This window comes from Thalassospira sp. CH_XMU1458 (genome assembly GCF_037027205.1).
Lineage (GTDB): Bacteria > Pseudomonadota > Alphaproteobacteria > Rhodospirillales > Thalassospiraceae > Thalassospira > Thalassospira tepidiphila.
In genome coordinates, this window is record NZ_JAYMDW010000003.1 from 716,611 (window position 1) to 740,393 (window position 23,783).

Annotated in this window: 19 protein-coding genes; 9 read left to right on the top strand and 10 right to left on the bottom strand. The window is 54.2% G+C overall.

Annotation, left to right across the window (positions count from 1 at the left end; all coding sequences use genetic code 11):
* Positions 1-864, bottom strand: a complete 864-nt coding sequence (locus WBY09_RS17340; protein ID WP_197146907.1) for an ABC transporter permease — start codon at positions 862-864, stop codon at positions 1-3.
* Positions 865-1,025: 161 nt separating this feature from the next.
* Positions 1,026-2,114: an ABC transporter substrate-binding protein gene (locus WBY09_RS17345; RefSeq protein WP_064782320.1), complete on the bottom strand. Its 1,089-nt coding sequence runs from the start codon at positions 2,112-2,114 to the stop codon at positions 1,026-1,028.
* 142 nt (positions 2,115-2,256) lie between these two features.
* Between WBY09_RS17345 and WBY09_RS17350 the strand changes: the two genes are divergently transcribed.
* The 7 genes from WBY09_RS17350 to WBY09_RS17380 all read left to right on the top strand — a co-directional run bounded on the left by WBY09_RS17350 (position 2,257) and on the right by WBY09_RS17380 (position 9,182).
* The gene (locus WBY09_RS17350; protein WP_197146908.1) at positions 2,257-2,880 is read left to right on the top strand and encodes a TetR/AcrR family transcriptional regulator; all 624 of its coding nucleotides are present in this window, start codon (positions 2,257-2,259) and stop codon (positions 2,878-2,880) included.
* A 209-nt stretch (positions 2,881-3,089) separates the two neighbouring features.
* The gene (locus WBY09_RS17355) at positions 3,090-4,085 is read left to right on the top strand and encodes a helix-turn-helix transcriptional regulator (RefSeq protein WP_286790937.1); all 996 of its coding nucleotides are present in this window, start codon (positions 3,090-3,092) and stop codon (positions 4,083-4,085) included.
* 82 nt (positions 4,086-4,167) lie between these two features.
* On the top strand, positions 4,168-5,016 hold the full coding sequence (locus tag WBY09_RS17360) for an AAA family ATPase (RefSeq protein WP_286790938.1): 849 nt from the start codon (positions 4,168-4,170) through the stop codon (positions 5,014-5,016).
* Between the two features lie 5 nt (positions 5,017-5,021).
* Positions 5,022-6,209: a vWA domain-containing protein gene (locus WBY09_RS17365; RefSeq protein ID WP_286790939.1), complete on the top strand. Its 1,188-nt coding sequence runs from the start codon at positions 5,022-5,024 to the stop codon at positions 6,207-6,209.
* 125 nt (positions 6,210-6,334) lie between these two features.
* Positions 6,335-7,405 (top strand): glycerophosphodiester phosphodiesterase, encoded by a 1,071-nt coding sequence (glpQ, locus tag WBY09_RS17370; protein ID WP_286790940.1) that lies wholly within the window; start codon positions 6,335-6,337, stop codon positions 7,403-7,405.
* 133 nt (positions 7,406-7,538) lie between these two features.
* On the top strand, positions 7,539-8,141 hold the full coding sequence (gene wrbA / locus WBY09_RS17375) for an NAD(P)H:quinone oxidoreductase (RefSeq protein ID WP_064782315.1): 603 nt from the start codon (positions 7,539-7,541) through the stop codon (positions 8,139-8,141).
* Positions 8,142-8,318: 177 nt separating this feature from the next.
* On the top strand, positions 8,319-9,182 hold the full coding sequence (locus WBY09_RS17380; RefSeq protein WP_336233405.1) for a pirin family protein: 864 nt from the start codon (positions 8,319-8,321) through the stop codon (positions 9,180-9,182).
* Positions 9,183-9,304: 122 nt separating this feature from the next.
* Here the strand turns inward: WBY09_RS17380 and WBY09_RS17385 are convergent, their stop codons facing one another.
* The 7 genes from WBY09_RS17385 to WBY09_RS17415 form a co-directional block, all read right to left on the bottom strand.
* Positions 9,305-11,905 carry a hypothetical protein gene (locus WBY09_RS17385; RefSeq protein ID WP_336233407.1) on the bottom strand — a complete coding sequence of 867 codons (2,601 nt, stop codon included), beginning with the start codon at positions 11,903-11,905 and terminating at the stop codon, positions 9,305-9,307.
* Between the two features lie 37 nt (positions 11,906-11,942).
* Positions 11,943-13,865 (bottom strand): hypothetical protein, encoded by a 1,923-nt coding sequence (locus WBY09_RS17390; RefSeq protein ID WP_336233408.1) that lies wholly within the window; start codon positions 13,863-13,865, stop codon positions 11,943-11,945.
* A 95-nt stretch (positions 13,866-13,960) separates the two neighbouring features.
* Positions 13,961-16,513 (bottom strand): tectonin domain-containing protein, encoded by a 2,553-nt coding sequence (locus WBY09_RS17395; protein ID WP_336233409.1) that lies wholly within the window; start codon positions 16,511-16,513, stop codon positions 13,961-13,963.
* Between the two features lie 426 nt (positions 16,514-16,939).
* A complete protein-coding gene (locus tag WBY09_RS17400) occupies positions 16,940-17,920 on the bottom strand; it encodes an AraC family transcriptional regulator (protein ID WP_197146917.1) in 981 nt (326 codons plus the stop codon).
* 265 nt (positions 17,921-18,185) lie between these two features.
* Entirely contained in the window at positions 18,186-19,175 is a 990-nt protein-coding gene (locus WBY09_RS17405) for a hypothetical protein (RefSeq protein ID WP_286790945.1), read from the bottom strand.
* Between the two features lie 119 nt (positions 19,176-19,294).
* Complete coding sequence (locus WBY09_RS17410) at positions 19,295-20,080, bottom strand: zf-HC2 domain-containing protein (protein WP_197146919.1); 786 nt, start codon at positions 20,078-20,080, stop codon at positions 19,295-19,297.
* Positions 20,077-20,619: a sigma-70 family RNA polymerase sigma factor gene (locus WBY09_RS17415; protein WP_197146920.1), complete on the bottom strand. Its 543-nt coding sequence runs from the start codon at positions 20,617-20,619 to the stop codon at positions 20,077-20,079. Before WBY09_RS17415 ends, WBY09_RS17410 begins: the two co-directional genes overlap by 4 nt.
* Before the next feature lie 181 nt (positions 20,620-20,800).
* Here WBY09_RS17415 and WBY09_RS17420 point away from each other — a divergent pair, with 181 nt between their 5' ends.
* Positions 20,801-21,709 (top strand): hypothetical protein, encoded by a 909-nt coding sequence (locus tag WBY09_RS17420; RefSeq protein WP_286790946.1) that lies wholly within the window; start codon positions 20,801-20,803, stop codon positions 21,707-21,709.
* A 196-nt stretch (positions 21,710-21,905) separates the two neighbouring features.
* On the opposite strand, the gene WBY09_RS17425 is transcribed toward WBY09_RS17420, so the two are convergent.
* Positions 21,906-23,120, bottom strand: a complete 1,215-nt coding sequence (locus tag WBY09_RS17425) for an NADP-dependent isocitrate dehydrogenase (RefSeq protein ID WP_063087614.1) — start codon at positions 23,118-23,120, stop codon at positions 21,906-21,908.
* A gap of 419 nt (positions 23,121-23,539) precedes the next feature.
* Here WBY09_RS17425 and WBY09_RS17430 point away from each other — a divergent pair, with 419 nt between their 5' ends.
* A complete protein-coding gene (locus WBY09_RS17430; protein WP_167351223.1) occupies positions 23,540-23,713 on the top strand; it encodes a hypothetical protein in 174 nt (57 codons plus the stop codon).
* Positions 23,714-23,783: the final 70 nt, after the last annotated feature.

The window sequence follows — 23,783 nt, forward strand, 5'->3', positions numbered from 1 at the left end:
TTACGTTCTCTCCATCTTGAGCCAGCGGGCACAGGCAATATAGGCCAGTGTCACCACCATCATCAGAATGATCGAAAGGGTGGCAGCTATCGGGAAATCAGCCCGGCGCCCGAGCTGGAGCATGATGACTTGCGGCAGGGCGAGTTCGTTATTCCCGCCCAGGATCTGCGGGGTGATGTAATCACCAATGCAGAGCACAAAGGTCAGGAACGCACCGACCATGATTCCCGGCAATGTGAGCGGCAACACAACATGCCAGAACACCTGAAACCCGTTTGCGCCAAGATCGGCCGCAGCCCTGCGATAGTTCGGCGGCATCTGCACCAGATTGGCATAGATCGTGAGCGTCAACAGCATGACAAAGAAATGCACAAACCCGATGACGGTCGCACTGCGTGTGCTGGCCAGTTCGAGCGGTTCGGAAATCACCCCCAGATAGACCAGCGTGTTATTGATCACCCCGTTTTGCGCCAGCACCAGCAGCCAGGAATAGGACCGCACCACATAGCTTGTCCAGAATGGCAGGATCGCCATGATCAGCGCCATGCGCTGCCATTTCTGTGGTACGCGTTCGGCAATGATCCAGGCCAGCGGATAGGCAAGGATCACGGAAATGATCGTGACCGTGAAGGTGATTTCAAGCGAGACAAAAAGCCCCTTAAGTAAATGGGCCTTTTCAAAGAATTCGATGTAATTGTCGAAATTCCATGCCATGACGATTTCGCGCCCCTTGCGGGTCGCAAGGCTGATCGCGGCCATGACGACAAATGGAATAACGAAAAACGCGACGGTCCAAAGCAGGGCCGGGGTCACAAAGCCCCATGCGCGGCGATTTTCGCGTGTTTCAAGGCTGGCAGTGGCCATAACGGTATCCTTTTCGCAAACCAGCCCGCCTGGATGGGTGGGATGGTTGCTTGTAACTCGCTTGGGATGGTGGGCGCCGTTGGGGTCAGCTTACCGCAAGTTTGGCACCGATGCCCCGCAAAAAGCGGGACATCGGCCGGTGGCAGTAGACAAGGGATTGCTTACTGCTGGAGCATCTCGACCCAGGCATCCTGCATCTCGGCATCGAGATCGGCATCCGGGATCGGGTAAAGCTGCGAGTTTTTGAGGTATCCGTCCTGATCATCCCAGCGAAGGGCTGCTTTCTGGGCATCGGTCAGGTTTTCGCCAGCCTTGGCGTTGGCGGGCATCCCCCAATAACAAGACGAGGTCGCAAGGCGCGCCTGGCCTTCGGGGCTCATGATGTATTGAACGAATTTAAGGGCAAGGTCAGGCTTTTCGGAATCCTTCATTACCCCGATCGACTGTGCCCAACGCAAGCCACCCTGTTTGGGGATGATCCAGTCAAGGTTCGGCTTTTCTTCGGACAACACGGCCGTGATCCATTCACCACCACCAACAAGGATATCGACTTCCCCGGTTGCAAGCGCAGTCTGGGAAGACACAACTTCACCAACCTGTTTGGAGACCTTTTTCATCGCAAACAGCTTTTCCTTGATCGCGGGCATGTCGTCCGCGCCAAGATCAGCCGTATCGATACCAAGACCCAGGCCAACAAGGCCGATCACCGGCAGGTAATAGTCATAAACGGCAATACGTCCGGCATATTTGTCCGACCAGATCACCGACATGTCTTCCATGTCCTTGGGATCAACCTTGGTCTTGTCGAACGAAATGGTGTTGTAGCCGAACTTTTCGGTGACGGCATAGGTCTTGCCATCCACGACATTGTTCTCGGCCATCACGACTTCGGGAAAGATATCGGATGTCGGCAGGGCATCGGCCGGAATTTCGGCCAGAACGCCCATTTCAACCGCGCGATGAACATCAACACCATCAATTACAAACACATCCCAGTCGCCCGGACGGGATTGCTCAATGATCGAAAGACCGGCACCGGTGCCTTCATATTCCTTGAGATTGACTTTGACGTCGTATTCTTTCTCAAACGGCTCGATCAAGGCCGGATCGGTGTGGTCGCACCAGACCAAAGCATTCAATTCTTCGGTTGCTTGTGCGGTTTGCGCCATGGCAACAGCGCCCAGAATAAAGGTCGCAGTGCTACTCAGAAACTTGTTGCGGGTCTTCCCCGTAGAGACGTGACGAGACATAGGCTCTCCCTGATTTCATAGTTGAGGCCTCCCTTGAATTGGGTTTTTCGGCGCTTATCCGGCGCCGTTGAAAAAATATTGAACGCGTTCATTTTTTGAGTCAATGTTAATTTTGAACCCGTTCAGTTTTTCCGGAGTGACGATGTCAGGACTGCGCGCCCAAAAGAAAGCCGATAAAAACCGCCGTATTCTGGAGGCGGCGACGACCCTGTTCCGCAAAGTCGGATATGACAGTGCGCGCATCGAAGACATCGCCGACATGGCCGGTGTGTCTGTCGGGACGTTCTATAACTACTTCAAAAACAAGGGCGATATGCTGATGGCCACCGTCTCGATGGAGGTCGAGGAAGTGCTGGCAGCGGGAGATGCTATTATCGCGCGCGAACATGAAGATGTCGCCACGGCCTTGTCCGAACTGATCGGGAAATATTACGATCATTCCCTGACATATCTGTCCAAGGAGATGTGGCGCACGGCGATGTCACTGTCGATTGCGCAACCCGAAACGCCGTTTTCCCAACGCTATACAGCGCTTGATCATCGCCTGTCCAAACAGGTTTGCGATCTGATTCGCGCCTTGCAGGATCGCGGTGTCGTGCGCAAGGATGTCGATTGCGATGCCACAGGCGAGCTTGTCTTTAACAACGTCAACATGATGTTCATCGAGTTTGTCAAAGACGAGGAAATGGACGTCGATGGCCTGAAGGCCAGCGTGGCACGGCAGAATGCCCCGCTGGCATTGCTGATGTCTGGTGAAGCTGCCTGAAGCTTACCAGTCTGGTTCAGAAAACAACGTCCTGATCACACCGATCATTCGTTTAACAAGACGCTTTTAGACCCATGTTAAGTTCGACTTGAGGTGCTCGCTGTCACAGACAACCCATTGATTCCATGATATCAAAGACAAAATGCTGTTGATTGCGTCGGCGGGTGATCGCATCGACAGTCAGGCAAAAATAGTGGAACGGGCAGAGTATGCAGGAGACCGGTCAGAGCGCGGATGACGCGTTTGACATGTTTTCGGATCGGGACAGCGCAGACGGTATCGGTGAGCTCAGGCTTGCCGATGGTGAAATGTTTGAATTGCCCGGTGTGACAGGGCGTCTGGAACGGATCGATTTCGATAACGGCATCTGTTTGCACCGTGCGGAATTGAATGTCCGCGAGGATTCCAGATTTGATGTTCAAAACGCTTTGCCGCCGGGCTGGCTTGCCGGATCTGTCAATATTCTGGGCGACCTTGATTTTGATTGCCCGGATGGCAGCAAACACACCATGTCGCCCGAGATTGGATTGATGATGCGCGTCGACCGGCCCGGGACGCGCTATTTTCTGCCCGGTGGACAAGTGATCCGCCATGCCGGGGTTACCATCGGGCTTGATGCGCTGCGTGCCAAGTTTGGCGATGATCTGCCAGCAGCACTTGATCCCTATCTGTCCGATGATCAAAGCGTGATTGAAGTCGGGGCGCTTGGGCTTAACAACAAGATCAGAAGCATCGTCAGTGCGATGTTCTCCGCCCAAGCGACCGGTGTTGGACGCAAGTTCAAGCTTGAAGGTTTATCAACCCTGTTTCTGGCCGAGATGATTGATGCCTATTGCGTGCTGCATCACGATGGCGAAAAGACGCCGGAACCAAGCGTTCTTGAAAAGACGGTGATCGAAGACACGATGGCCAAAATCACTGGCGATCTGGCGGCCGCGGTTTCGGTTGCCCAGTTGGCAGATGCGGGCGGCATGACCGAAAGCCGCCTTAACAGCCTGTTCAAGCACGAGACGGGCAAAAGCTGTGCGGACTTTATCCGCTCCAGGCGGATGGAGCGGGCCCGGGAATTGCTGGCATCGCGTGATTTCACCGTCAAGCAGGTCGCAGCAGCGGTTGGCTTTAACCATGTCAGCAACTTTTCGCGGTCCTATCGCGACTGGTATGGCGAAAGTCCGGCTCAGGCACTCAAGCGCAATGGCACATAAGCTATGCGGGGTTTGTGCCCTTGCCCAAATCGTTTGGACGCCCTAGGTTAACGCAAACGTCAACTTGTGTTGCAGGGCAAAAATGAAGTTTCAGGGTACGGAAAATTACGTCGCGACCGAAGATCTGATGGTGGCGGTCAATGCCGCGATCACGTTGCAGCGACCGCTTCTGGTCAAGGGTGAGCCGGGCACCGGCAAGACGGTGTTGGCCGAAGAAATCGCCAAGTCGCTTGGCAAGAAACTGATCACCTGGTCGATCAAATCGACAACGCGCGCCCAGCAGGGCCTTTATGAATATGATGCGGTTTCGCGCCTGCGCGACAGTCAGTTGGGCGACGAGCGTGTCCACGACATCGGCAATTACATCGTCAAGGGCAAGCTCTGGGAGGCGTTTGAGGCAGATGGCGACGCGCCCGTCCTTCTGATTGACGAGATCGACAAGGCCGATATCGAGTTTCCCAATGACCTGCTTCAGGAACTCGACCGCATGGAGTTCTTCGTTTACGAGACCCAGCAGATGGTCAAGGCTACCAACCGCCCGATTGTGATCATCACCTCAAACAATGAAAAGGAACTGCCAGACGCGTTCCTGCGGCGTTGTTTCTTCCATTACATCCGCTTCCCCGATGCAGACACCATGGCCGAAATCATCGAGGTGCATTACCCCGGCATCCAGAAACGTCTGGTCGCCGAGGCATTGAACCTTTTCTATGACATGCGCGAGGTTTCAGGCTTGAAGAAAAAGCCGTCAACCTCCGAACTTCTGGATTGGTTGAAGCTTTTGATGGCCGAAGACCTGCCGCCCGAGGCGCTTCGGGCCAAGGACGCCAAAACCGCCGTGCCGCCGATGCACGGGGCGCTTTTGAAAAACGAGCAGGACGTGCATCTGTTTGAACGCCTAGCCTTCATGGCACGGCGTGAAGGGCGTTAATCCCGATGTTCACCGGCTTTTTCTATAAGCTGAAAGATGCGCGCGTTCCGGTCAGTCTGCGCGAATACCTGACATTGCTTGAGGCGGTGGACAAGGGCTTGGCGGGCTATTCGGTGGAGGATTTCTATTATCTAGCGCGGTCCGCGCTGGTGAAGGATGAACGCCATCTTGATAAGTTTGATCGCGTGTTTTCCGAGCACTTCAAAGGTGTGATTGACCTTGCCGAGGGCATGGACGAGGTCGAGAAAACAGAAATCCCCGAAGAGTGGCTGAAAAAGCTAGCCGAGAAATTCCTGACAGAGGAAGAAAAGGCCGAGATCGAGGCGCTTGGCGGATGGGAAAAACTGATGGAGACGCTAAAACAGCGTCTGGAAGAACAAAAGGGCCGTCATCAGGGCGGCAATAAATGGATCGGTACGGCCGGGACATCGCCGTTTGGCGCTTATGGCTATAACCCCGAAGGGGTGCGGATCGGGCAGGATAAATCCCGTCATCGCCGGGCGGTCAAGGTCTGGGACAAGCGCGAATTCAAGAACCTTGATGACAGTGTCGAAATCGGCACGCGCAACATCAAGGTTGCGCTGCGTCGTTTGCGTAAATGGGCGCGGACAGGGGCGGCAGACGAGCTTGATCTGCCGGGCACGATTACCTCAACTGCGCGCCAAGGCTGGCTTGATGTTCAGATGCGCCCGGAACGCCACAACGCGGTCAAGGTTTTGATGCTGTTTGATGTTGGTGGATCAATGGATGATCACATCAAGGTCTGTGAAGAACTGTTTTCGGCGGTGAAAACCGAATTCAAGCATCTTGAATATTACTACTTCCACAATTGCCCCTATGAAGGGCTTTGGAAAGATAATGCGCGGCGCTGGAACGAACAGGTATCGACGTGGGATGTGATCAATACCTATGGCGCGGATTACAAGCTGGTGATTGTCGGCGATGCAACCATGAGCCCCTATGAAATCACCTATCCGGGCGGGGCGGTGGAATACTGGAATGCCGAGGCGGGGGCTGTGTGGATGCAGCGATTGCTCGATCATTTTGAACATGCCGCATGGATCAATCCGCAACCGGAAAACTGGTGGCGTCACCATCAATCGATCCAGATCATGCACAAGCTGATGGAAGGTCGGATGTTTCCGCTGACCCTTGACGGGCTTGATCGCATGACCGGGGAACTTAACCGCTAGGCCCGCGTTCTTTGGTGTAACAGTTTCATGAAGATTGCACCCAAGACGCGGTGACGCGTTTTTGTGCTGCCAATCCGCGCCTATAGTCCTTGATCACAAAAGGACACTGGATAAGGATACCCGGGATGCTGATACGCAAAATGATCAAGTCGACCTTGCTGGCGATTGGCGGGCTTGCCGCAGCCACATTGATGCCTGTTACAGGTGCGATCAATTCGGCCGATGCGCAGGCACTTGATCAGGAAATGGTGGTGATTGCCCATCGCGGGGCATCGGGATATTTGCCTGAACATACCCTGCCAGCCAAGGCATTGGCCTATGGCATGGGGGCGGATTTCATCGAACAGGATGTTGTTCTGTCCAAGGACGGCGTTCCGGTCGTCCTGCACGATATCCACATTGATACCACCACCGACGTTACGGAAAAATTCCCGGATCGTAAACGCGAAGATGGACGGTATTACGCGATTGATTTCACCCTTGCCGAACTTAAAACACTTAATGTCACCGAACGGTTCAAGGCCGATACCGGCAAACAGGTCTATGCGGATCGCTTTCCGGCTGAGTTTGCCATCTTCAAGATCCCGACCCTTGAAGAAGAGATTAAGCTGATCCGTGGACTGAACCACTCCACCGGGCGCAATGTTGGTATCTATCCGGAAATCAAGGATCCGGCTTTTCATCGTGCGGAAGGGCAGGACATTGCCAAAACCGTGATCGCGGTGATGGAGAAGTGGGGGTATAATAACCCGGACTCAAATGCCTTTGTGCAGTGCTTTGACTGGTCTGAAACCAAGCGTATCCGCCAAGAGCTTAACTATCAGGGCAAGCTGGTGCAGCTTATCGGTGAAAACCGCTGGGGCGCGCCAGAGGGAACCGATTACGATTATCTGAAATCTGACGACGGCATCACCGAGATGGCCAGTGTTGTTGATGGTATCGGGCCGTGGTTGCCGCAAGTTATTGAAGGCCTGAGCGAAAACGGCACTGCGATCATGACACCGACCCTGATTGCCGCCCAGCGTGCGCAATTGAAGGTTCATCCCTATACCCTGCGCGCTGACCAGTTGCCGAAATGGGCGGGGGATATGCAGATCGCGCTTAAGGCGATTTTTGATGATGCCGGCATTGATGGCATTTTCACCGATTTCCCTGATCAGGTCGTTCAGTATCTGGCCCGGAATCCCGATGCTTAATCCCGATGCTTAATCCTGATGCTTGATCGGGTTCGCATCCGATAACGAACAGACTGTTTCCAAGCTGGCCGTTATCAGGGGTGCATTCTTAAGTCACTATGCAAGCCGACGAAATTCAACCAAGGAGGATGACGTGGCGAAAGTACTGGTACTTTATTATTCGATGTATGGTCATATCGAAACCATGGCCAACGCCGTTGCCGAGGGCGCACGCGGTGTTTCCGGAACGCATGTTGATGTCAAACGTGTTCCTGAAACCATGCCCGAAGATGTCGCAAAGGGCGCAGGTGCCAAGCTTGATCAGGCTGCCCCGGTTGCCGAGGTTTCCGATCTTCCGGAATATGATGCGATCATCTTTGGTGTGCCGACCCGCTTTGGCAACATGCCAGGCCAGATGCGGACCTTCCTTGACCAGACAGGTGGTCTTTGGGCCGAAGGCAAATTGATCGGCAAGATCGGTTCTGTCTTTACCTCGACCGGCACCCAGCATGGTGGCCATGAAACCACCATCACCTCGACCCATACCACCTTGCTCCATCAGGGGATGGTGATTGTCGGTGTGCCTTACAGCTGTGCTGGCCTGACCAATATGGACGAAATCACCGGTGGCTCGCCTTACGGTGCCGGTACGCTTGCGGGTGCCGATGGTTCGCGTACACCCTCCCAGAACGAGCTTGATATCGCCAAGTTCCAGGGCAAGCACGTGGCAGAACTTGCCGCCAAACTTGCAGGCTGATTTTCAAGTCGTCTGATCTGATCAAGGCAGTGCAGGGTTCCTGCGCTGCCTTTTTTTGTTGCGATTTGATAAACAATCAGGTGCCTGATTGGGCCTTGTTTGGCGACAGTTTTGTGCGACCATGCTGGGTATGAAATGTTGTCTGGCAAAAATGCCGACAGGCAGAGGAGTTTTGAAATGTCTGAGTCTGTGAAACATGCACGCGGTGTTGAACGTGTCTTGCGCGCGATGGATACATCCGATGGTGCGGGGGTGTCGTTGCGACGGTCCATCGGGACGCCGCAGCTTGATATGCTTGACCCGTTCCTGATGCTTGATTCACTTTCGACCGACAACCCGGACGAATATATCGCAGGCTTCCCGGAACATCCCCATCGCGGCTTTGAAACCGTGACTTATATGGTCGAAGGGGCGATGCGCCATCAGGACAGCATGGGCAATGAGGGCATTTTGCGTTCGGGTGGTGGACAGTGGATGACCGCCGGTAGCGGGATTGTGCATTCCGAAACGCCTGAACAGGAAAACGGTCTTTTGCAGGGCTTCCAGCTTTGGATCAACCTGCCGGCCAAGGACAAGATGATCGATCCGCGCTACCAGAATATGGAGCCCGATGAACTGCCGGAAATTTCCCCGGTGGATGGTGCGCAGCTGCGCCTTCTGGCCGGATCGATGCATGGCGCAACCGGTCCGATCAACGGTATTTCGACCGACCCGGTCTTTGTTGATGCAAAACTTGATGCCGGTGCGGAAATCACCGTTCCGCTGCCCGAAGGGCACACCGCAGTGGTGTATGTCTTTATCGGCGATGCGGTTGTTGGCGGCAAAGCTGTCCCGACCCATCATCTGGCGATCTTGAAAGACGGTGATGGTGTGACCCTTATAGGCGGTGCCGATGGTGGTCGCATGTTGGTGATTGCCGCACGTCCGATCCACGAAGAGGTCGTGCGCTATGGCCCGTTTGTCATGAGCAGCAAACAGGAACTGATGCAGGCGTTTGACGATTACCAGCGTGGCAATTTTGTTCGCAAGGCTGCGTCCTGACGCCAAAGACCTGACACAATACGATCTGGACGATCTGGACGATCTGGCAAAACGCCCTGAGCCATATGAATGGTCAGGGCGTTTTTCATTTCACTTCGTGATGAATGCGAAGCGAATGAAACCTAATCCTTGGCACGTTTAACGTCGGTACCGGAACTGGTATTCGCGATCCAGGGACGGCCATCTGACAACACATCGACCATGTTGGCAGTTACGTTGTTAACCTTGTCAAACGAGCCGTTTGTCGCATTCCATTTTTTCAAAGCGTATGCACTGTTTTCGAATACGGTGACATAGACACTGCCATCCGTCCCGGCACCAATATCTTCGACGGTTACACTTTGACCCAACGGACGGTTTTCAAACCTTGTCCCGGTGTATTGCTGAACAATGTTATTGTTGTCCGCGATCCACAAATCACCTGCACGACCAACAGCCACCTTGCGCACGTCATCATTGCTGAACTTGGCAAAGGCATTGGTTCCGGGTTTAAGGTGATAAAGCTTGCCGCTGATGACGGCATAAACCGTGCCATCCGGACCAATCGATATATTTTGAATGTTGCCCGGCGTTACAGAATAGGTCCGCTGGATCGTGCCCGTTGATGACAGCTTATAGATCGAGTTCGAACTGTTTCCGTTTGTCCAGATGCTGCCATCAGTCGCGACATCAAACTTCTCGACATTCTGGTTAAAGGACAGAGAGACTTGTTCGAGCTTCTTGGTCTTGGTGTTGAACTTCTGGAACTGGTTTGCTCCCTGATCTGAGGGCGTGCCATACAGGTAGAAACCATCATCCTGTCCGACGGCAATTTCATCAATCGTATTGAGGTCCGCGGTGAATGTTTCAAAAGTTATGTTTTTTGAAAACGTAAAGGCACTCGGGGATGTAACATCCACAACAGCCGCGGTATCGCCACTGCCGGTGGTATCCCCGACGGTTGAGGCCGCAACAAGGCGATCATTCTGTTCGTCACGCTCAAAGAACTTTGATGCAAGCACAACAGTGTCAGTTGTAACAACCCAGGGAAAGCCATTGGGGCCGACCGCGACGCTTTCCGGGGTGTGACCCGGTGTTTGAACGACTTCAAAGGTTTTGCCATCCGCAGCCAACCGCATCAGGAATTGATTGGCGGAAACAACATAAACGCTGCCATCCGGACCGATCGAGATGCTTTTGGCCTTTTGCGATAAAACCTCGCACGGTGATTGTTCGCATCGCTGGACAAGGTTGTCAGACCGAATTGTCCAAGGCGTTCCGTCCGGGTCGACTGCAACCAAGATGCCCTGACCGGGAATGCGATCAAACCGTGTCATGGCGTCATTAAGCTTGGATAGGCTTCCGCTGGCATCGGCAATGACAACTGATCCATCCCCGCCAATCGCAATGTCTGAACCGGTTGCACCCGGTATTTGCTTCCACAGTTTTCCGGTATGACGGAATACCCGGCCCAAGGTGGAAATGCCCCAAGGGTCGCCATTTGCATCAACGGCCAAACGCACCAGTGTTCCCGGAAAATCTTCAAAGCTTTTGCGGCTGTTGGACCAGCGGAAAACACTTCCGGCCGCGTTCAAAGCAAACACACTTCCATCCCGACCGATTGCCAGAGCCGTGGCGTTCTCACGGGTGTTGGTAAAAGTAATGTCGTCGGTCGTTGTTACCGTCGTCGGATCAAGACCGGGATCGTTCCCGGTTGACGGGGCCACGGTTCGGCTGGTGCCTTGCGCAGTTGCACCTGCAGTTGGTGTGACAGGTGACGCGGTTGCGCCAGTTGCCACCGCGACTGGTGCCGTTGATGGTGCTGCTTGTGCTGCGGGTGGTGCAACAGCTGCTGCTGGTGGCAGGGGCGGGGCTGTGACATCCGGGGCAATTGCCGCAGGCGCACTATCAACAGGGGCGACGGCATCGGGCGCGCGAATTTCCGGTGCCCGGCCTTCTTCGGTTTTGATTTTTTCCGGTGCAACCAGCAATGTCGTTGCCATGATGGCGCCACCGGCAACAGCCGCCCACGGCCCACCATCGGGTGTGGCGGCGGTGGCTGTCGCACCATTGATACCGGCGACAATACGCCAACTGCGTTGTGTTGCATTCCAGGTCCTGATCTGACCTTCGGCATCGACAATTACAACCGTACCGTTACCGGCAATGGCAATGTCGAGGGCACGACCGGGCATGGTGGTCCAGGTCTTACCGTCATAGGACCGAATGCCGCCATCGCGCGCCACCGCCCATGGATTTCCCGTCCTGTCGAGTGCAATGCGATACGCGCTGCCGTCGATCGGCCGCCATTCACTGCGCAACGGATACCATTTTTTGATTTCGCCACTGACTTTGGCAATAAAGACATTGCCCTGCGTATCGGCGGCAACATCGGCAACGTCGGTGTCCTTGTTTTCCCACCACAGCCCGTTATAGCGATAAACCACGCCGTCGGCGCTGATTGCCCAGGGGCGATTTCCCTCGGCTGCGGAAATGCGCACAAAATTGCCCGACATTTTACGCCAACGCTGTTCTATCGCATCCCAGCGCCACGGCGTGCCATCCGGGGCAACGGCATAGGCCTGCCCGTCACTGTTGATCGAGATGTCAACAGCCGTACCAGGCAAACGGGTCCAGTTTGATGATGGGGCGCTATCTTGCGCGTGTGCGCCGGTGATCGGATGAACTGTCGTAAAGGCAACACAGTACAAAACCAGACAGAACCGCATGATGAGCGGTGTCATTGGACGACTTCGCATCGCAGTCTCCGAATACAAAAAGCTATAGACCAAGCAACCGGTCACGCACCATCGCGATATGTTGCTGGCCATTTTCGTCGTTCTGCCAAGACTGAATTTTCACATCTCCATTCCTGAACTCTTCGAAGAATTCGCGCCCCTGAAGCTTTTCAATGACTTCGCTGAAGGTTGCGCGCGGCGTAAACCAATCCTTGTGACGGTTTTCGAGGCGTTCAATGTCGCGTTCAAGATCCGACATTTCTTCGATCATGACGTCACGGTCTTCCTGAGCCCGACGGGCATAAAGCGGACGGCGTGGGGTCATCAGGATCAATACAGATCGTTCGAACTGGCGTTCAATGCGCTGTGAGAACAACAAATTGACAATCGGTATATCCATCAAGCCCGGGACGCCATCGGCTGATTTGGATGTTTCGCGTTCACTGAGGCCACCCAAAACAAGCGTTTCGCCAAACTTCATGGTGACGGTCGAATTGACATTGGTTTTGGTGGTATCGAGGCGGAATTCAAACACAACCGAATTGGACGGGTCGGTCAGGAAGGTACGTTCTGCAACCACGTGCAATCGGATCATGTCATCGGGCAGTATTTCCGGCGTGACAGCCAGTTTGACGCCAACCTCTTTTTGCACCGAAACACTGTCGCCATTGCCGCCGGAAACGGCAGCGGCCAAAATTTCAGTCCCAGAGAAGAATTCCGACGTTTGTCCGGTCTGGGCCACCAAACTTGGTTTGGCCAGGACCTGATTGTCAGCATCGGCGGAGTTGGCAATATTGAGCGAATACGTCACGGCAGGAATACTGATGGCCCGGGTGATTGTTTGCGTACTTTGTTCCAGCCCGGTGTTGAGATAATCCTTGGTCCGTGTGGACTCATAGCCAAATCCGGATGTTCCGCTGAGCGGGTCGCCGAACTGCAACTGCAACCCGTTCAACAGGTTGATGCCACGCGAATTACGGACATCTTCCTGTGTGCCGATCAGGACCACATCCACGACCACCATGCCGGTATCTGCAAAGCCCTGTTGTGCAGGGTTTGTCGCACCATATGGATCTTGCTGCTGAGCGGCATAGGGATCGGGGGCTGCGCCGTAAGGATTGCTGGAACCGTAAGGATCTTGGGCGCCGTATGGATTTGCCGAGCCATAAGGATCACTGCTGCCATAGGGATCATTTCCATACTGCGCCAGCATGACTTTGGCATCACTGTCATAAAACGACTGCCATCCTTGGACGCGGCGTTCGAGATATTCGATGTTTTCCGGTCCCAGAACTGCCTTGCGATAGGCTGCCAAAAATGCCGACGCGCCTGTACGGTCGTCCATTGCCGCCAAAGACAATGCCGCAGCTTTGAGCACTTCGGGCTGTTGTTTGGCCTCGGGTGCCACATCCATCAAACGTTTTAACGCGGCTTCCGCCATTAGGGGATCACGCGCGTAATATGACGCCGAAGCCAGACTATACAGTACTGCGGGGTCATCACCGCGATGAAGGGCGACTGCTGCGAAATAGGCCTGCGCAAGGCCATAGCGCCGTTGGTCCATATACAAAAGACCCAACTGGTAGCTGGCCGACAGGTTGCCCGGATCGAATTTAAGCGCCTGTTTGTAGCCTTGCTCTGCCAGATCAAATTTGCTGGCGTCGCCCTGCACCCCCATCAGGTGGTAGGTCAAGCCATTGAGAAACTGCAAATCCGGATTGGTAACATCAAGCTTCAAGGCCAGATTGATCAAGCGGGATGCTTCATCCATTTTCTGGGCTTCCAGGGCCAGATTACTTGCGTTCACCAGTTCCGAAACAGCATCCGCCTCGACCCCGGAATTAACAACAAACTGATTGTCCGGCTTTGTCTGTGCGTTGTTTAAACCCACCGTCTGGCACCCGGCCAAAGTCACCAAGGCACAAACCGCAACCGTGCTGCGAAGAGACGTCATAAACAACCGCATCAAATACCTATTCCTGATGTTTCTTGTGCACGCTAGGTGCATAAATTCGGCGTGCGGGCGGGTTGGGGCCCCGATGAGCCCCAACCCGTGACCGGCTACTGCATTTGATAGATTTTATTGTTCTTGGTCAGCCGCCATACCTGACCATCGCCAGCACCAATCGCACTAGAGTCCGTTTCGTCTACAATCGGATCCCAGTCTTGCTTGGCGCCATTAAACAGGTAGGTTTTGCCGTCCGTGCCAATGATCAACGCCGCACCCGGGATATCGACCGCGATATCAACAGCCGCGCCCGGAAGCTTTTGCCACTTCTTGTTGTTGTCATGGACAAAGATATCGCCATTTTTGTTTACGACCCACGGTCGGCCATTCTGATCAATGTCGATCCGTTTTGCCGTTCCCGGAAGTTTTTGCCAGCGGTTCCCGTTCCGGGCATAGATGGTGCCGTCAACGGCGGTAATCCAAACCCCGTTGGCACTGGCGCCAATATCTTGTGCCGCCGGGCCAGGGATTTGCCGCCATCTCGATCCTGATTGGGCGAATATCAGGCCCGCATCGTTGATGACCCATGCGTCTTTATCTGAAACAGCGATACGGACTGCAGCACCGGCCATTTTGATCCATCTTTTTGCCGTCTTGGCGCGCTTGAAGATTTCATAGCCACCACCGGCTTTGCTTACACCGATGACATAGGTGGTTCCATCCGTGCCGATCGCAACATCGGTGGCGTCCCCAGGGATCAAGTCCCAATTCGTTGCACGACCAGCAGCGCCGGCTGTACCGGTCGATTCAATCTGGCTTAACGTGATCGTGTCATTTCTAGTGTTATTTTGGCCGCCATCAATGACAGTATCGATTTCGAAGTTGCCGACAACAACATTGCCGTTGTCCAACGTCACGCTGTGATCGCCGGCACCCGTTGCCTTCTCAGCCGGCATCAATTGTGCCCAGGTCTGTGTGTTCGGCTTGATGGTCTCCTGGGTCATGAGCCCCCAGTTCATCAACACCTCGGTCCGACCGTTATCAGTCAATAGAAGGCGGGATAAGTTTACGGGCTTTTTTGAGTTCGCGAGGGCGTCAGTGATGATGGACTCTTGTTTGATCTGATCCAGAGCGATATCGGTTCCGATGCTGGCGACAATCGAGCTTGTGGCCAAAATAATCATTGTCGGCGCCATAAAGGCCATAGAGGTGGTGCCAATACTAGTCGTCGTTACCGTTATCTTCATTGTTTCTTTCATACCGTGCACCAGGTGGGGAAAAATTGCTTGGCCAACCGTTCCTACCGCTTTAGCGACGGACGTTGACACAAGCGTTCCGGCCCCAAGCCCTACATATGCGACGACAACCGCAGCGCCCGGTGCAAGCAGCATGATATCGCCTACCTGGTCTTCCATTTGTGGCGGACGAACACCAATATCATTGGGATTCAAGCCGGTTGACCTGCCCGGACGCGCTACCTTCAAGCCGCGTTCCCAGCTTTGCCAGACGCCTTGCATTTCTTTCGCGACCAAAAGCCGGGACTGCTGAACGTATACAGCCAAATAATTCAATAAATCGCGTTCAGCTTTGGTCTTTGCCCCTCTTTTGATCACGTTGAAAACATGCATATAAACGGCCGCCTTTAGGATCGCCGATTCCTCGGGTTCCGTCAGGATCAGGTTCCAAGCTTCGGCTTTTAGCTCGTCTGCTTTGACTTTATTGAGTCCGGCAGCTGCGACGTAATTGCTGATGCTCTCATCGATCAGCGTACGGCCCTTAATTACCTCGGCAACGATCTCATGGGCGCCAGGCAGACCGAACAACCCATTGGGTGTACGTCTTGCGGGTTCCCAACGCATGGTAAGGTATTCACAAGCCTGACTGGTCTTAACGCCATAAACCGACCGGACCGAATTCACCGGGCATGACCAGCATGTCCCCCCGTCGATGAAGTCGAAATATTCGCCAGCTTTACAGGTCAGCGCAGTTATTTTTTCTGCAGCCACCAGGCTTTCATTGCGGAAACAGGCATTGTGCGCGCTGACCGCAGCCGCCGTACGGCGATATCCGTCAGGGCAGGTATAACAACTGCCATTCAGATCCGGGAACGAACCTTCTGGGCAAACCCGGTCAATGAATTCTGCCCGACGTGCCGATTCAAAGATTTTACCGCAAGCATCCCATTCATTCACGGCTGACAAGGTACGGCCAAATCCGGCTGGGCATGACCAACATTCACCGCCATTACGAAGATCTTTGAACGAGCCAGAAGGGCAGGATTTGTGTGCGCCGACGCGGGTTGCGCGTTTATATTCTGCTGAAATCTGCTTTGAACATGCCTTTTGCGTGTCCACCGCAAAACCGGTTCGGTTGTAACCGCTTGGACATGAGAAACAGGACCAGGTGCCGATGTCGAAGAAGGACCCCCGTGGGCATTCACCAACCGCCTTGCCTGTTTTGGTTGCCGATGCAAAGCCGCAAGCCCCCAAAAGGGTGTTTGTGCGCAAATCCATTGCGCCACAAATGGCATGGCCACCTTCTGTGAAGGCAGCTTGCGTCTGCTGCGCCTTTACCTCTGAAGTGCTTGCCAGAATACTGATGAACCCTGCAATCAGGACGATCAACGCCCGCCAGAGTATGTAGCCAGACTTAATACGGCTTCCCATCGATCTTTCCTCAACCAAACAACGCTTGTTATGTAAATTTTCCGCCCACCTGCCATTCAGCAGGCAGGTTCACTGCGCACATCCCACGAGGTGTGCCGCGTGGACTGCGTTGGGGATGAGAAGAAGTATAAAAATCGTAACCGCTTGCCTTGCAGCCGATCAATCAGCGACACACCAAGTCTCTTTAGAGCAAGGCCAACGCTTTGATTGTCGTTGGGTGGACAGTCCTGACAAATTTCAGGACTGTCCTGTTATCAGAGTGTTCCCCCACTCTCCATCATGTCTGAAAACAAAGGCATGACGGCCCATTCCCCGCACGGAGAATTGAGCAGCGACGACGATAAGGATACATGTAATTGGATGGTGTGGTACGTTTGCTGCGCTTACTGGATACTGAGGGCGCTTTTCGGATACCGGAGGCGAATATCAGCCGTGTTTGCGGATTGTCTCAGATGGAAGTTCGCCGAATTCCCGATGATAGTCCTGCGCAAATCGGCCCATATGGGTGAAGCCCCATTGCCTTGCGATTTCAGAGACCGTTTTTCCGTATGGTTCCGCCATCAAAATGGCCCGGACGCGTTTCAAACGCACAACACGTAAATAAGCCATCGGCGTGATGCCAAAGGCGTCCATGAAACCTTTTTGCAGCCCGCGATAGCCGCATCCGGCCGCAGCCGAAATATCGGCAAGTCCCAGTTTCTTGTAGGCATGGGCGTGAATGTAATCACGTGCACGTTTAATGTAATAGGGCACAACTTCGGTGACGGTGCGGCCATTCACAATGTCCTGATAACTGTTGGGCAACAGGCTCAGACATTGTGCGACCAGGATGTCTTTCATCTGGGTCGTGACGATCGGGTTATGCAATTCACGCAAAGGCCCGTCGAGCGCCTCGGCGACATAGTGGACTGTATTGCAGAAAACGTTCCAGCCTGGTGTGGTGGGATCAATCACAGGGTCGAACCGCAATCCATTTAATTCAACATCTTCGCCAACCACCGAACGTGTGTAGTTTTTGAGTTTGTCTTTCGATAAACGAAGGACAAAGGCGCTAAAGTTATCTTCTGTGGCGCTGACCGGTGCGGCCAAATCGCGCATGAACCCGGCATTGGGGAAGAATTCCAGTTCTTGCCCGCAATGCTGCGCAACACCCGCACCAGACGTGACAATATATAACAGCAGGCCATCGTCATCCTCTTCGGAGGATTCGACCGTCAGTCTTGAATTTCCGAATGCGACATGCATCAGACTGATGTCGTCACACTCCACGGCGGCGACGCGGGCGTTAAACTCTGCGTTGTGCCCTTTGACATCCAGATCGTGTCGTGACGCAAGGTTTTTGATCGACTCCCGGACCTCATCAAGGTCGCCCGAAGATAGTATCGTGTGATTTTGCAGATAGGTCATTGCCGTCCCCCCGACGTGCATACCCGGAAAATTGTCCATTCGGCGGATCATGGAGCCCTGTGGGCGTCTGTTCCCGGCAAATGAAGACAAACAGATGATACGCGCTCGTCGTAGGATAATCTATTGCTGATTGAGATATCGGGGGCAGTGGGCCTTGGCGATCGTTCGGGAAAAAAATCAGCAAGTAAAAAAATCCCCCGCCAAAATATGGGCGGGGGAATTCCGGGTTCGCAGTTTTGACTTTTATCCAGCCAGCCTGTTCAGGTCATTGCGTGGCCAGATCCGGTACATCATCTTCAAGTACCCAGCCATCATTCGTGCGACAGGCTGATTTGATTTGGCTGCTGGTGCGGTTGCGTGCGGTGAGTTCCTGGCGATAGGTCCTGCACCAGATGCCTTTGTCCGTCTGCACGGTTTTGAGCGGGGTCACCGCGATATCAAGCGCACCGATGGATGCTGTCTTCGCATCGCCGGAATTATTGGTTTCAAGCGACTGCTGAACTGTTTTTGCCAAAAGGTCCTGTGCGGATTTTGCAATTTTTGCCGGGGCAGGGCCATATGTCACCAGTTCTTCGCTGTGATCTTCGCCGGAATTCCATGAACGGTCACGTTTGACATAAAAGCCGATCTCCGGCGCGTACCACCATTTGGTCGTCTGCATCCACCACTGTTTGTAATAGCGTGAACACTCGATAACATAGGTGTCAAACGTACCTGCGGGCACCTCGACCGTTTCAGTTGCGGGTACCGTGCAGGTCAGCCACTGGTCATATTCGTTTACTTTCCCGGTGACGGGATCGGTATTGGATGACCGGGTTGAAATACGAACGTGGTCGCCATATTCCAACGGCCAGATATCTTCCGAGCCAGCCTTGAGCGTCGTAGAACCGGATCGTTTCTGATCCTCTTCATCGGTGTAGGACCAGTCAAGGATCGGGCCGGTGAAATCGCGGGTCATTTCGAAAAGATAGTCACCGCCACCATTCCAGACGATCCGATCCCCCTTGATATCGGCGACATAAATGGCGCGTCCACCGTCATAGACAAAGGCATCGCCAATGCCAAATTCAGGCAAGGATGCGGGCGGAAGGGCCGGGCCGGTATTCTCGGTCTTTTCGGCATATTCGCCCAGACCGTCATTGAGGCTGTTTAATGAATCTTCGAAACTTTCAAGCGTTTGGCACGCTCCGAGCAATGAAAGGCTTAAAACGCAAGAAAGCGCCAAAAACGGGCGCTGGTAGTTCGGCAAATTCATTGTTCTGATCCTGCTTATTCATTTTGTCAGGTCGTTAACGTCCTGGTTCTTATTGCTTGGTTGTTACGGTTGAAAAAACACCGACAGCGACGAGGAGCCCCTCATCGCTGTCGATTTACTCAAAGCTTTTGTTTGGGCAGTGTGTCGTCAGAGCTGCCAAGGTCTGGCAGGTCGACGCCCGGGATCAGTCGGTAAACTGTTTCCCACTGGCCATCCTCTGTGCGGCAAGCCCGACCAAAGAACCCGTCGGGGCCACTTTCAACGCGGTCTGTCGGGAACGTGACGTGATATTCCCGGCAGAAACGCGTCCCCTGACGGAAGGTTCTGAGCGGTTCGATCTTGATGGTGCCGCCACTGTTTTCCGTTGCCCCCAGCGAGACCTGGCGAATATCGCCGCTCAGCGTTTCTTCCAGCGTCTTGCTGATTTGTTCATCAAGCAAAGGGTTGTTGACGGGCGAATAGGAAAACATTTGTGCATCGTTAGATACCAGGGTGCCAACAGCCGCATCACGGGTGTTTTCGTTAAACCAGTTGCCGCCAACAAACGCCAGCAGGACCGCGGCCGCCGCACCAATACCGGTCCAGATCGGCGTATTGTTGTTTGCAACGGTGCGCGGGCGCGCATCGACGTCGCTTTTGCTAACGAAGTGTTTTGCCGGTGTCTTTTTCTGATCAAGGATATCTTCGATGTCCTGAGACAGCTGGGGATAAACCCGATCTGCCAGAAGGCGTTCAGACTGATTGCGCAGAACGACCGTTTGTCCCGCCATGATATTGAACTGGCGGGTCATGGCCGGGCATTTGGCAATTCTGTCTTCCAGCTCGCGACATTCTGTCGGGGCCAGTTCGCCATCAATATAGGCGGACAGCAAAACGTAGTCGCGGTCTTCAAGTTGTTTGCTCATGACGAACCTCTGTAAATGCTGTCTTGGTCTCTTGTCTCGCCGTCATCATCATGCAGGGTTGCAAGTGTTCTTCTGGCTCTGGCGACGCGGCTCATGACCGTGCCGTCAGGAACGCCCAGAATGTCGCCGGCTTCGCGATAGCTGTATCCTTCGATCAGGACCAGTGTCAGGGCGGCGCGCTGTTCCTCGGCAAGGGACGCAAGTGCTGCCTGCAAAAACATTCTGTCGGTGCCACCGTGATTTATGCCTGGAACGGCACTGTCACGTGCATCTTCAAACGAAACCACATTTCCCTGGCGTTGATCGCGGCGCTTTTCGTCAATCCAGCTTGTCTGGATGATGCGGTAAAGCCAGCTATCAAGCCGTGTGCCTTGCTCGAACTGTTCGATCCGTTCAACCGCCTTTGCATATGCCGTTTGCACCAAATCCTCTGCCGCGACAGCATCGCGCGTCAGCGATCGCGCAAACCGCAATGCGCGCGGCAGAAGATCTGCAAGCTCTTGTCTTAAAGCAGTGTCCAAACTAGACGTCCCATTCATGATCGCAGGCGCAATTTTTCAGTCTTGTTGAACATATAACGACGGGGCCTTCGTGTTTCTTCCCTCGGCCGCGAAAAAAATATTGTGAAAAATAATTTCGACAGCCGGGAAGAAAATTCGAACCCCGTGCGTTGTCCTCCCAAATGAACGCGAAATTCACTGCAAGGAAGTGGAGCTGACAATGTTGACCAATAAGAAGAAAAGTCTGCGCAGCAGGATTACGACAGCGGGCATTCTCGGGTTTGGCGCCTTTGCGTTGGTGGTGACCCCCCTCTCGCTTGACCTTTCACAGTTTGACGTCGCAGGCAAAAGTGCCTTTGCGCAAGGTCAAGGTAATGGCGGCGGCAACGGCGGCGGTAATGGCAACGGCGGCGGTAATGGCGGCGGCAACGGTGGTGGTAACGGCGGTGGTAACGGCGGCGGCAACGGTGGTGGCAATGGCGGCCCCGGTGGCGGTAACGGAAATGATGGCCCTGGCGGCGGTAACGGTGGCGGCAATGGCGGCGGAAATGGCCGCAGCGGCCCGGACGGCCCGGGGAACAGTGGTAACGCCGGTGGTGGCAATGGCGGCGGCAAAGGTAATGGTGCCGAAGCACAAGGCAAAGGTGCAGCTGCGCGTTCCAATGCCAAGGGTCTGGGTATGCAGGCCGGGGGCGTTGGACGTGGTGCATCCTCTGCAAGAGAAGGTGTCACTGGTGAAAAAGGCATGCCGCCGGGTATTGCAAATGCACCGGGGCTTGCTGGGGCTTTGCCGCCGGGGATCCAGCGGGTGTTTGGCGCGCCGACCGGTCCGGATGTCGATCCGGATGTCGAACGCGACATTATTACCAAGGGCTGGAAAGAGCTGACCGGGCCTGGCGCAGGTGATGACAGTGATACGCCAGATGATGGCGAGCCGGATACCGGTGATACCGGGGATACGGGTGATACAGGCGACACAGGTGACACCGGTGACACTGGAGATACTGGAGATACGGGTGACACCACAGGTGAGACAGGTGACGCCGGAGATACAGGTGACACGGGTGGTGACACCGGTGACGGAGCAGATAGTGGTGACACCGCCGATACTGGTGACACTGCTGCTTAAGACATCCCAGTTCAAAGCAGCTGATCCTGCTTTGACCGCCGCGGCCTGAGCCTGGGCCGTAGCAACTTGCAGCCCCGCCTGGCCCCCCGCCGGCGGGGTTCTTTTTGTTCGAATTTCAGTATTGATAAAAGAAAACCCCTGCCGATTTTCCGACAGGGGTTTTCCTGATTGGCAAACTGCCGCTTGATCAGATGGATCAGGCCATTGCAGCTTTCAGACCTTCGTCCAGTTTGTCGAGGAACTGGTTGGTGGTCAGCCATTTCTGGTTCGGGCCGATCAGCAGTGCCAGATCCTTGGTCATGAAGCCGGCTTCGACAGTGTCGACGCAGACTTTCTCAAGGGTTTCAGCAAACTTGACGACTTCCGGGGTATCGTCGAATTCACCACGGTACTTAAGACCCTGGGACCAAGCAAAGATCGACGCAATCGGGTTGGTCGAGGTTTCTTTGCCCTGCTGGTGCTGACGATAGTGACGGGTCACGGTGCCGTGGGCGGCTTCTGCTTCGACGGTCTGCCCATCCGGGGTCATCAGAACAGAGGTCATCAGACCGAGCGAGCCAAAGCCCTGTGCAACGGTGTCGGACTGAACGTCGCCGTCATAGTTCTTACAAGCCCAAACGAAACCACCGTTCCATTTCATCGCACATGCAACCATGTCGTCGATCAGGCGGTGTTCGTAGGTGATGCCAGCTGCTTCGAACTTGTCTTTGAATTCTTCCTGGAAGACTTCTTCGAACAGGTCCTTGAAGCGGCCGTCATAGGCTTTCATGATGGTGTTCTTGGTCGACAGGTAAACCGGCCAACCGAGCGACAGACCATAGTTCATGCAAGCACGTGCAAAGCCCTTGATGCTGTCATCAAGGTTGTACATCGACATGGCAACGCCCGAAGACGGGAAGTCGAAGACTTCGTGTTCAATGGGCTCGCCGCCGTCTGCCGGCTGGAATTTGATGGTCAGTTTACCTGCGCCCGGAACCTTGAAGTCGGTCGCACGGTACTGGTCACCAAATGCGTGACGGCCGATAACGATCGGCTGGGTCCAACCCGGAACCAGACGCGGAACGTTCGAGCAGATGATCGGCTGACGGAAAACGGTACCGCCAATGATGTTACGGATGGTGCCGTTCGGCGACTTCCACATCTTTTTCAGGCCGAATTCTTCAACGCGCTGCTCATCGGGGGTGATGGTCGCGCATTTAACACCAACGCGGTGTTCCTTGATGGCATTTGCTGCATCAATGGTGATCTGGTCGTCGGTCTCGTCACGTTTCTGAACCGAAAGATCGTAGTATTTCAGGTCAATGTCGAGATACGGCAGGATCAGTTTGTTTTTGATGAAGTCCCAGATGATCCGGGTCATCTCATCGCCATCAAGCTCGACGACTGGATTCTTAACTTTAATCTTGCTCATAGAATACTCCCTTGCTGGCCGCGGCCGACATGCAGCGCGGCTGCCATTCAAGATGGTTAAATCTCTGTCTTCCGGCGCGCGAGGGAGCGCCCTGGCCGCGTCGGGAGCCCGCAACATACAGGAAGCCACCAGAAAATCAAAGAGGGCTGGAATACAACAATGTGATGAGGGCTGCAAAACCCGGAAATCCGGGCATTTCGATCAGGTGAATTGGCGATTTTTGTTGCCAAAAAGATCAATAATCCTGATCGTTTAGGCGAATTTGACGACAAGTTCGAAAAAACTGTCTATCGGCCTCGCAGAGTTGATTTTTCTGATCCTGATCAATGACCAGTTGATCCGTTAGCCGATATTGTGACCGTATTGCCGGTGGATGGGGGAGACTCCGATTTCCGGGGCGCCATCAAAGGGGAACTGTCATGAACTTGGCAAGTGAAAACATCATTGTCCTGATCATCTGCGTTGTCGGCTTTTGCCTGCTTGGTTTCGGCTTTACCAATCGTGATCGCAACTGGGGTGTTGCGATGATGTGGGTTGGCGTTCTGACCATGCTGGGACCGATTGCCTGGCGGCTGTTGACGCTGTTTGCGTAACAGGCTTTGCCTGGGTGTGCCAAACGGGGCAGGGGATGTTATTCGCCAAGTCGCAGCATGGATTGCGGGC

Bases quoted from the DNA above. Each gene is read 5' to 3' on its own strand.
- WBY09_RS17390 (WP_336233408.1), bottom strand. From the start codon at position 13,865: ATGCGGTTGTTTATGACGTCTCTTCGCAGCACGGTTGCGGTTTGTGCC.
- WBY09_RS17340 (WP_197146907.1), bottom strand. From the start codon at position 864: ATGGCCACTGCCAGCCTTGAAACACGCGAAAATCGCCGCGCATGGGGC.
- WBY09_RS17360 (WP_286790938.1), top strand. From the start codon at position 4,168: ATGAAGTTTCAGGGTACGGAAAATTACGTCGCGACCGAAGATCTGATG.
- WBY09_RS17355 (WP_286790937.1), top strand. From the start codon at position 3,090: ATGCAGGAGACCGGTCAGAGCGCGGATGACGCGTTTGACATGTTTTCG.
- WBY09_RS17350 (WP_197146908.1), top strand. From the start codon at position 2,257: ATGTCAGGACTGCGCGCCCAAAAGAAAGCCGATAAAAACCGCCGTATT.
- WBY09_RS17405 (WP_286790945.1), bottom strand. From the start codon at position 19,175: ATGAATTTGCCGAACTACCAGCGCCCGTTTTTGGCGCTTTCTTGCGTT.
- glpQ (WP_286790940.1), top strand. From the start codon at position 6,335: ATGCTGATACGCAAAATGATCAAGTCGACCTTGCTGGCGATTGGCGGG.
- WBY09_RS17395 (WP_336233409.1), bottom strand. From the start codon at position 16,513: ATGGGAAGCCGTATTAAGTCTGGCTACATACTCTGGCGGGCGTTGATC.
- WBY09_RS17365 (WP_286790939.1), top strand. From the start codon at position 5,022: ATGTTCACCGGCTTTTTCTATAAGCTGAAAGATGCGCGCGTTCCGGTC.
- WBY09_RS17380 (WP_336233405.1), top strand. From the start codon at position 8,319: ATGTCTGAGTCTGTGAAACATGCACGCGGTGTTGAACGTGTCTTGCGC.
- WBY09_RS17415 (WP_197146920.1), bottom strand. From the start codon at position 20,619: ATGAATGGGACGTCTAGTTTGGACACTGCTTTAAGACAAGAGCTTGCA.
- WBY09_RS17345 (WP_064782320.1), bottom strand. From the start codon at position 2,114: ATGTCTCGTCACGTCTCTACGGGGAAGACCCGCAACAAGTTTCTGAGT.
- WBY09_RS17385 (WP_336233407.1), bottom strand. From the start codon at position 11,905: ATGACACCGCTCATCATGCGGTTCTGTCTGGTTTTGTACTGTGTTGCC.
- WBY09_RS17425 (WP_063087614.1), bottom strand. From the start codon at position 23,120: ATGAGCAAGATTAAAGTTAAGAATCCAGTCGTCGAGCTTGATGGCGAT.
- WBY09_RS17400 (WP_197146917.1), bottom strand. From the start codon at position 17,920: ATGACCTATCTGCAAAATCACACGATACTATCTTCGGGCGACCTTGAT.
- WBY09_RS17420 (WP_286790946.1), top strand. From the start codon at position 20,801: ATGTTGACCAATAAGAAGAAAAGTCTGCGCAGCAGGATTACGACAGCG.
- WBY09_RS17410 (WP_197146919.1), bottom strand. From the start codon at position 20,080: ATGAGCAAACAACTTGAAGACCGCGACTACGTTTTGCTGTCCGCCTAT.
- WBY09_RS17430 (WP_167351223.1), top strand. From the start codon at position 23,540: ATGAACTTGGCAAGTGAAAACATCATTGTCCTGATCATCTGCGTTGTC.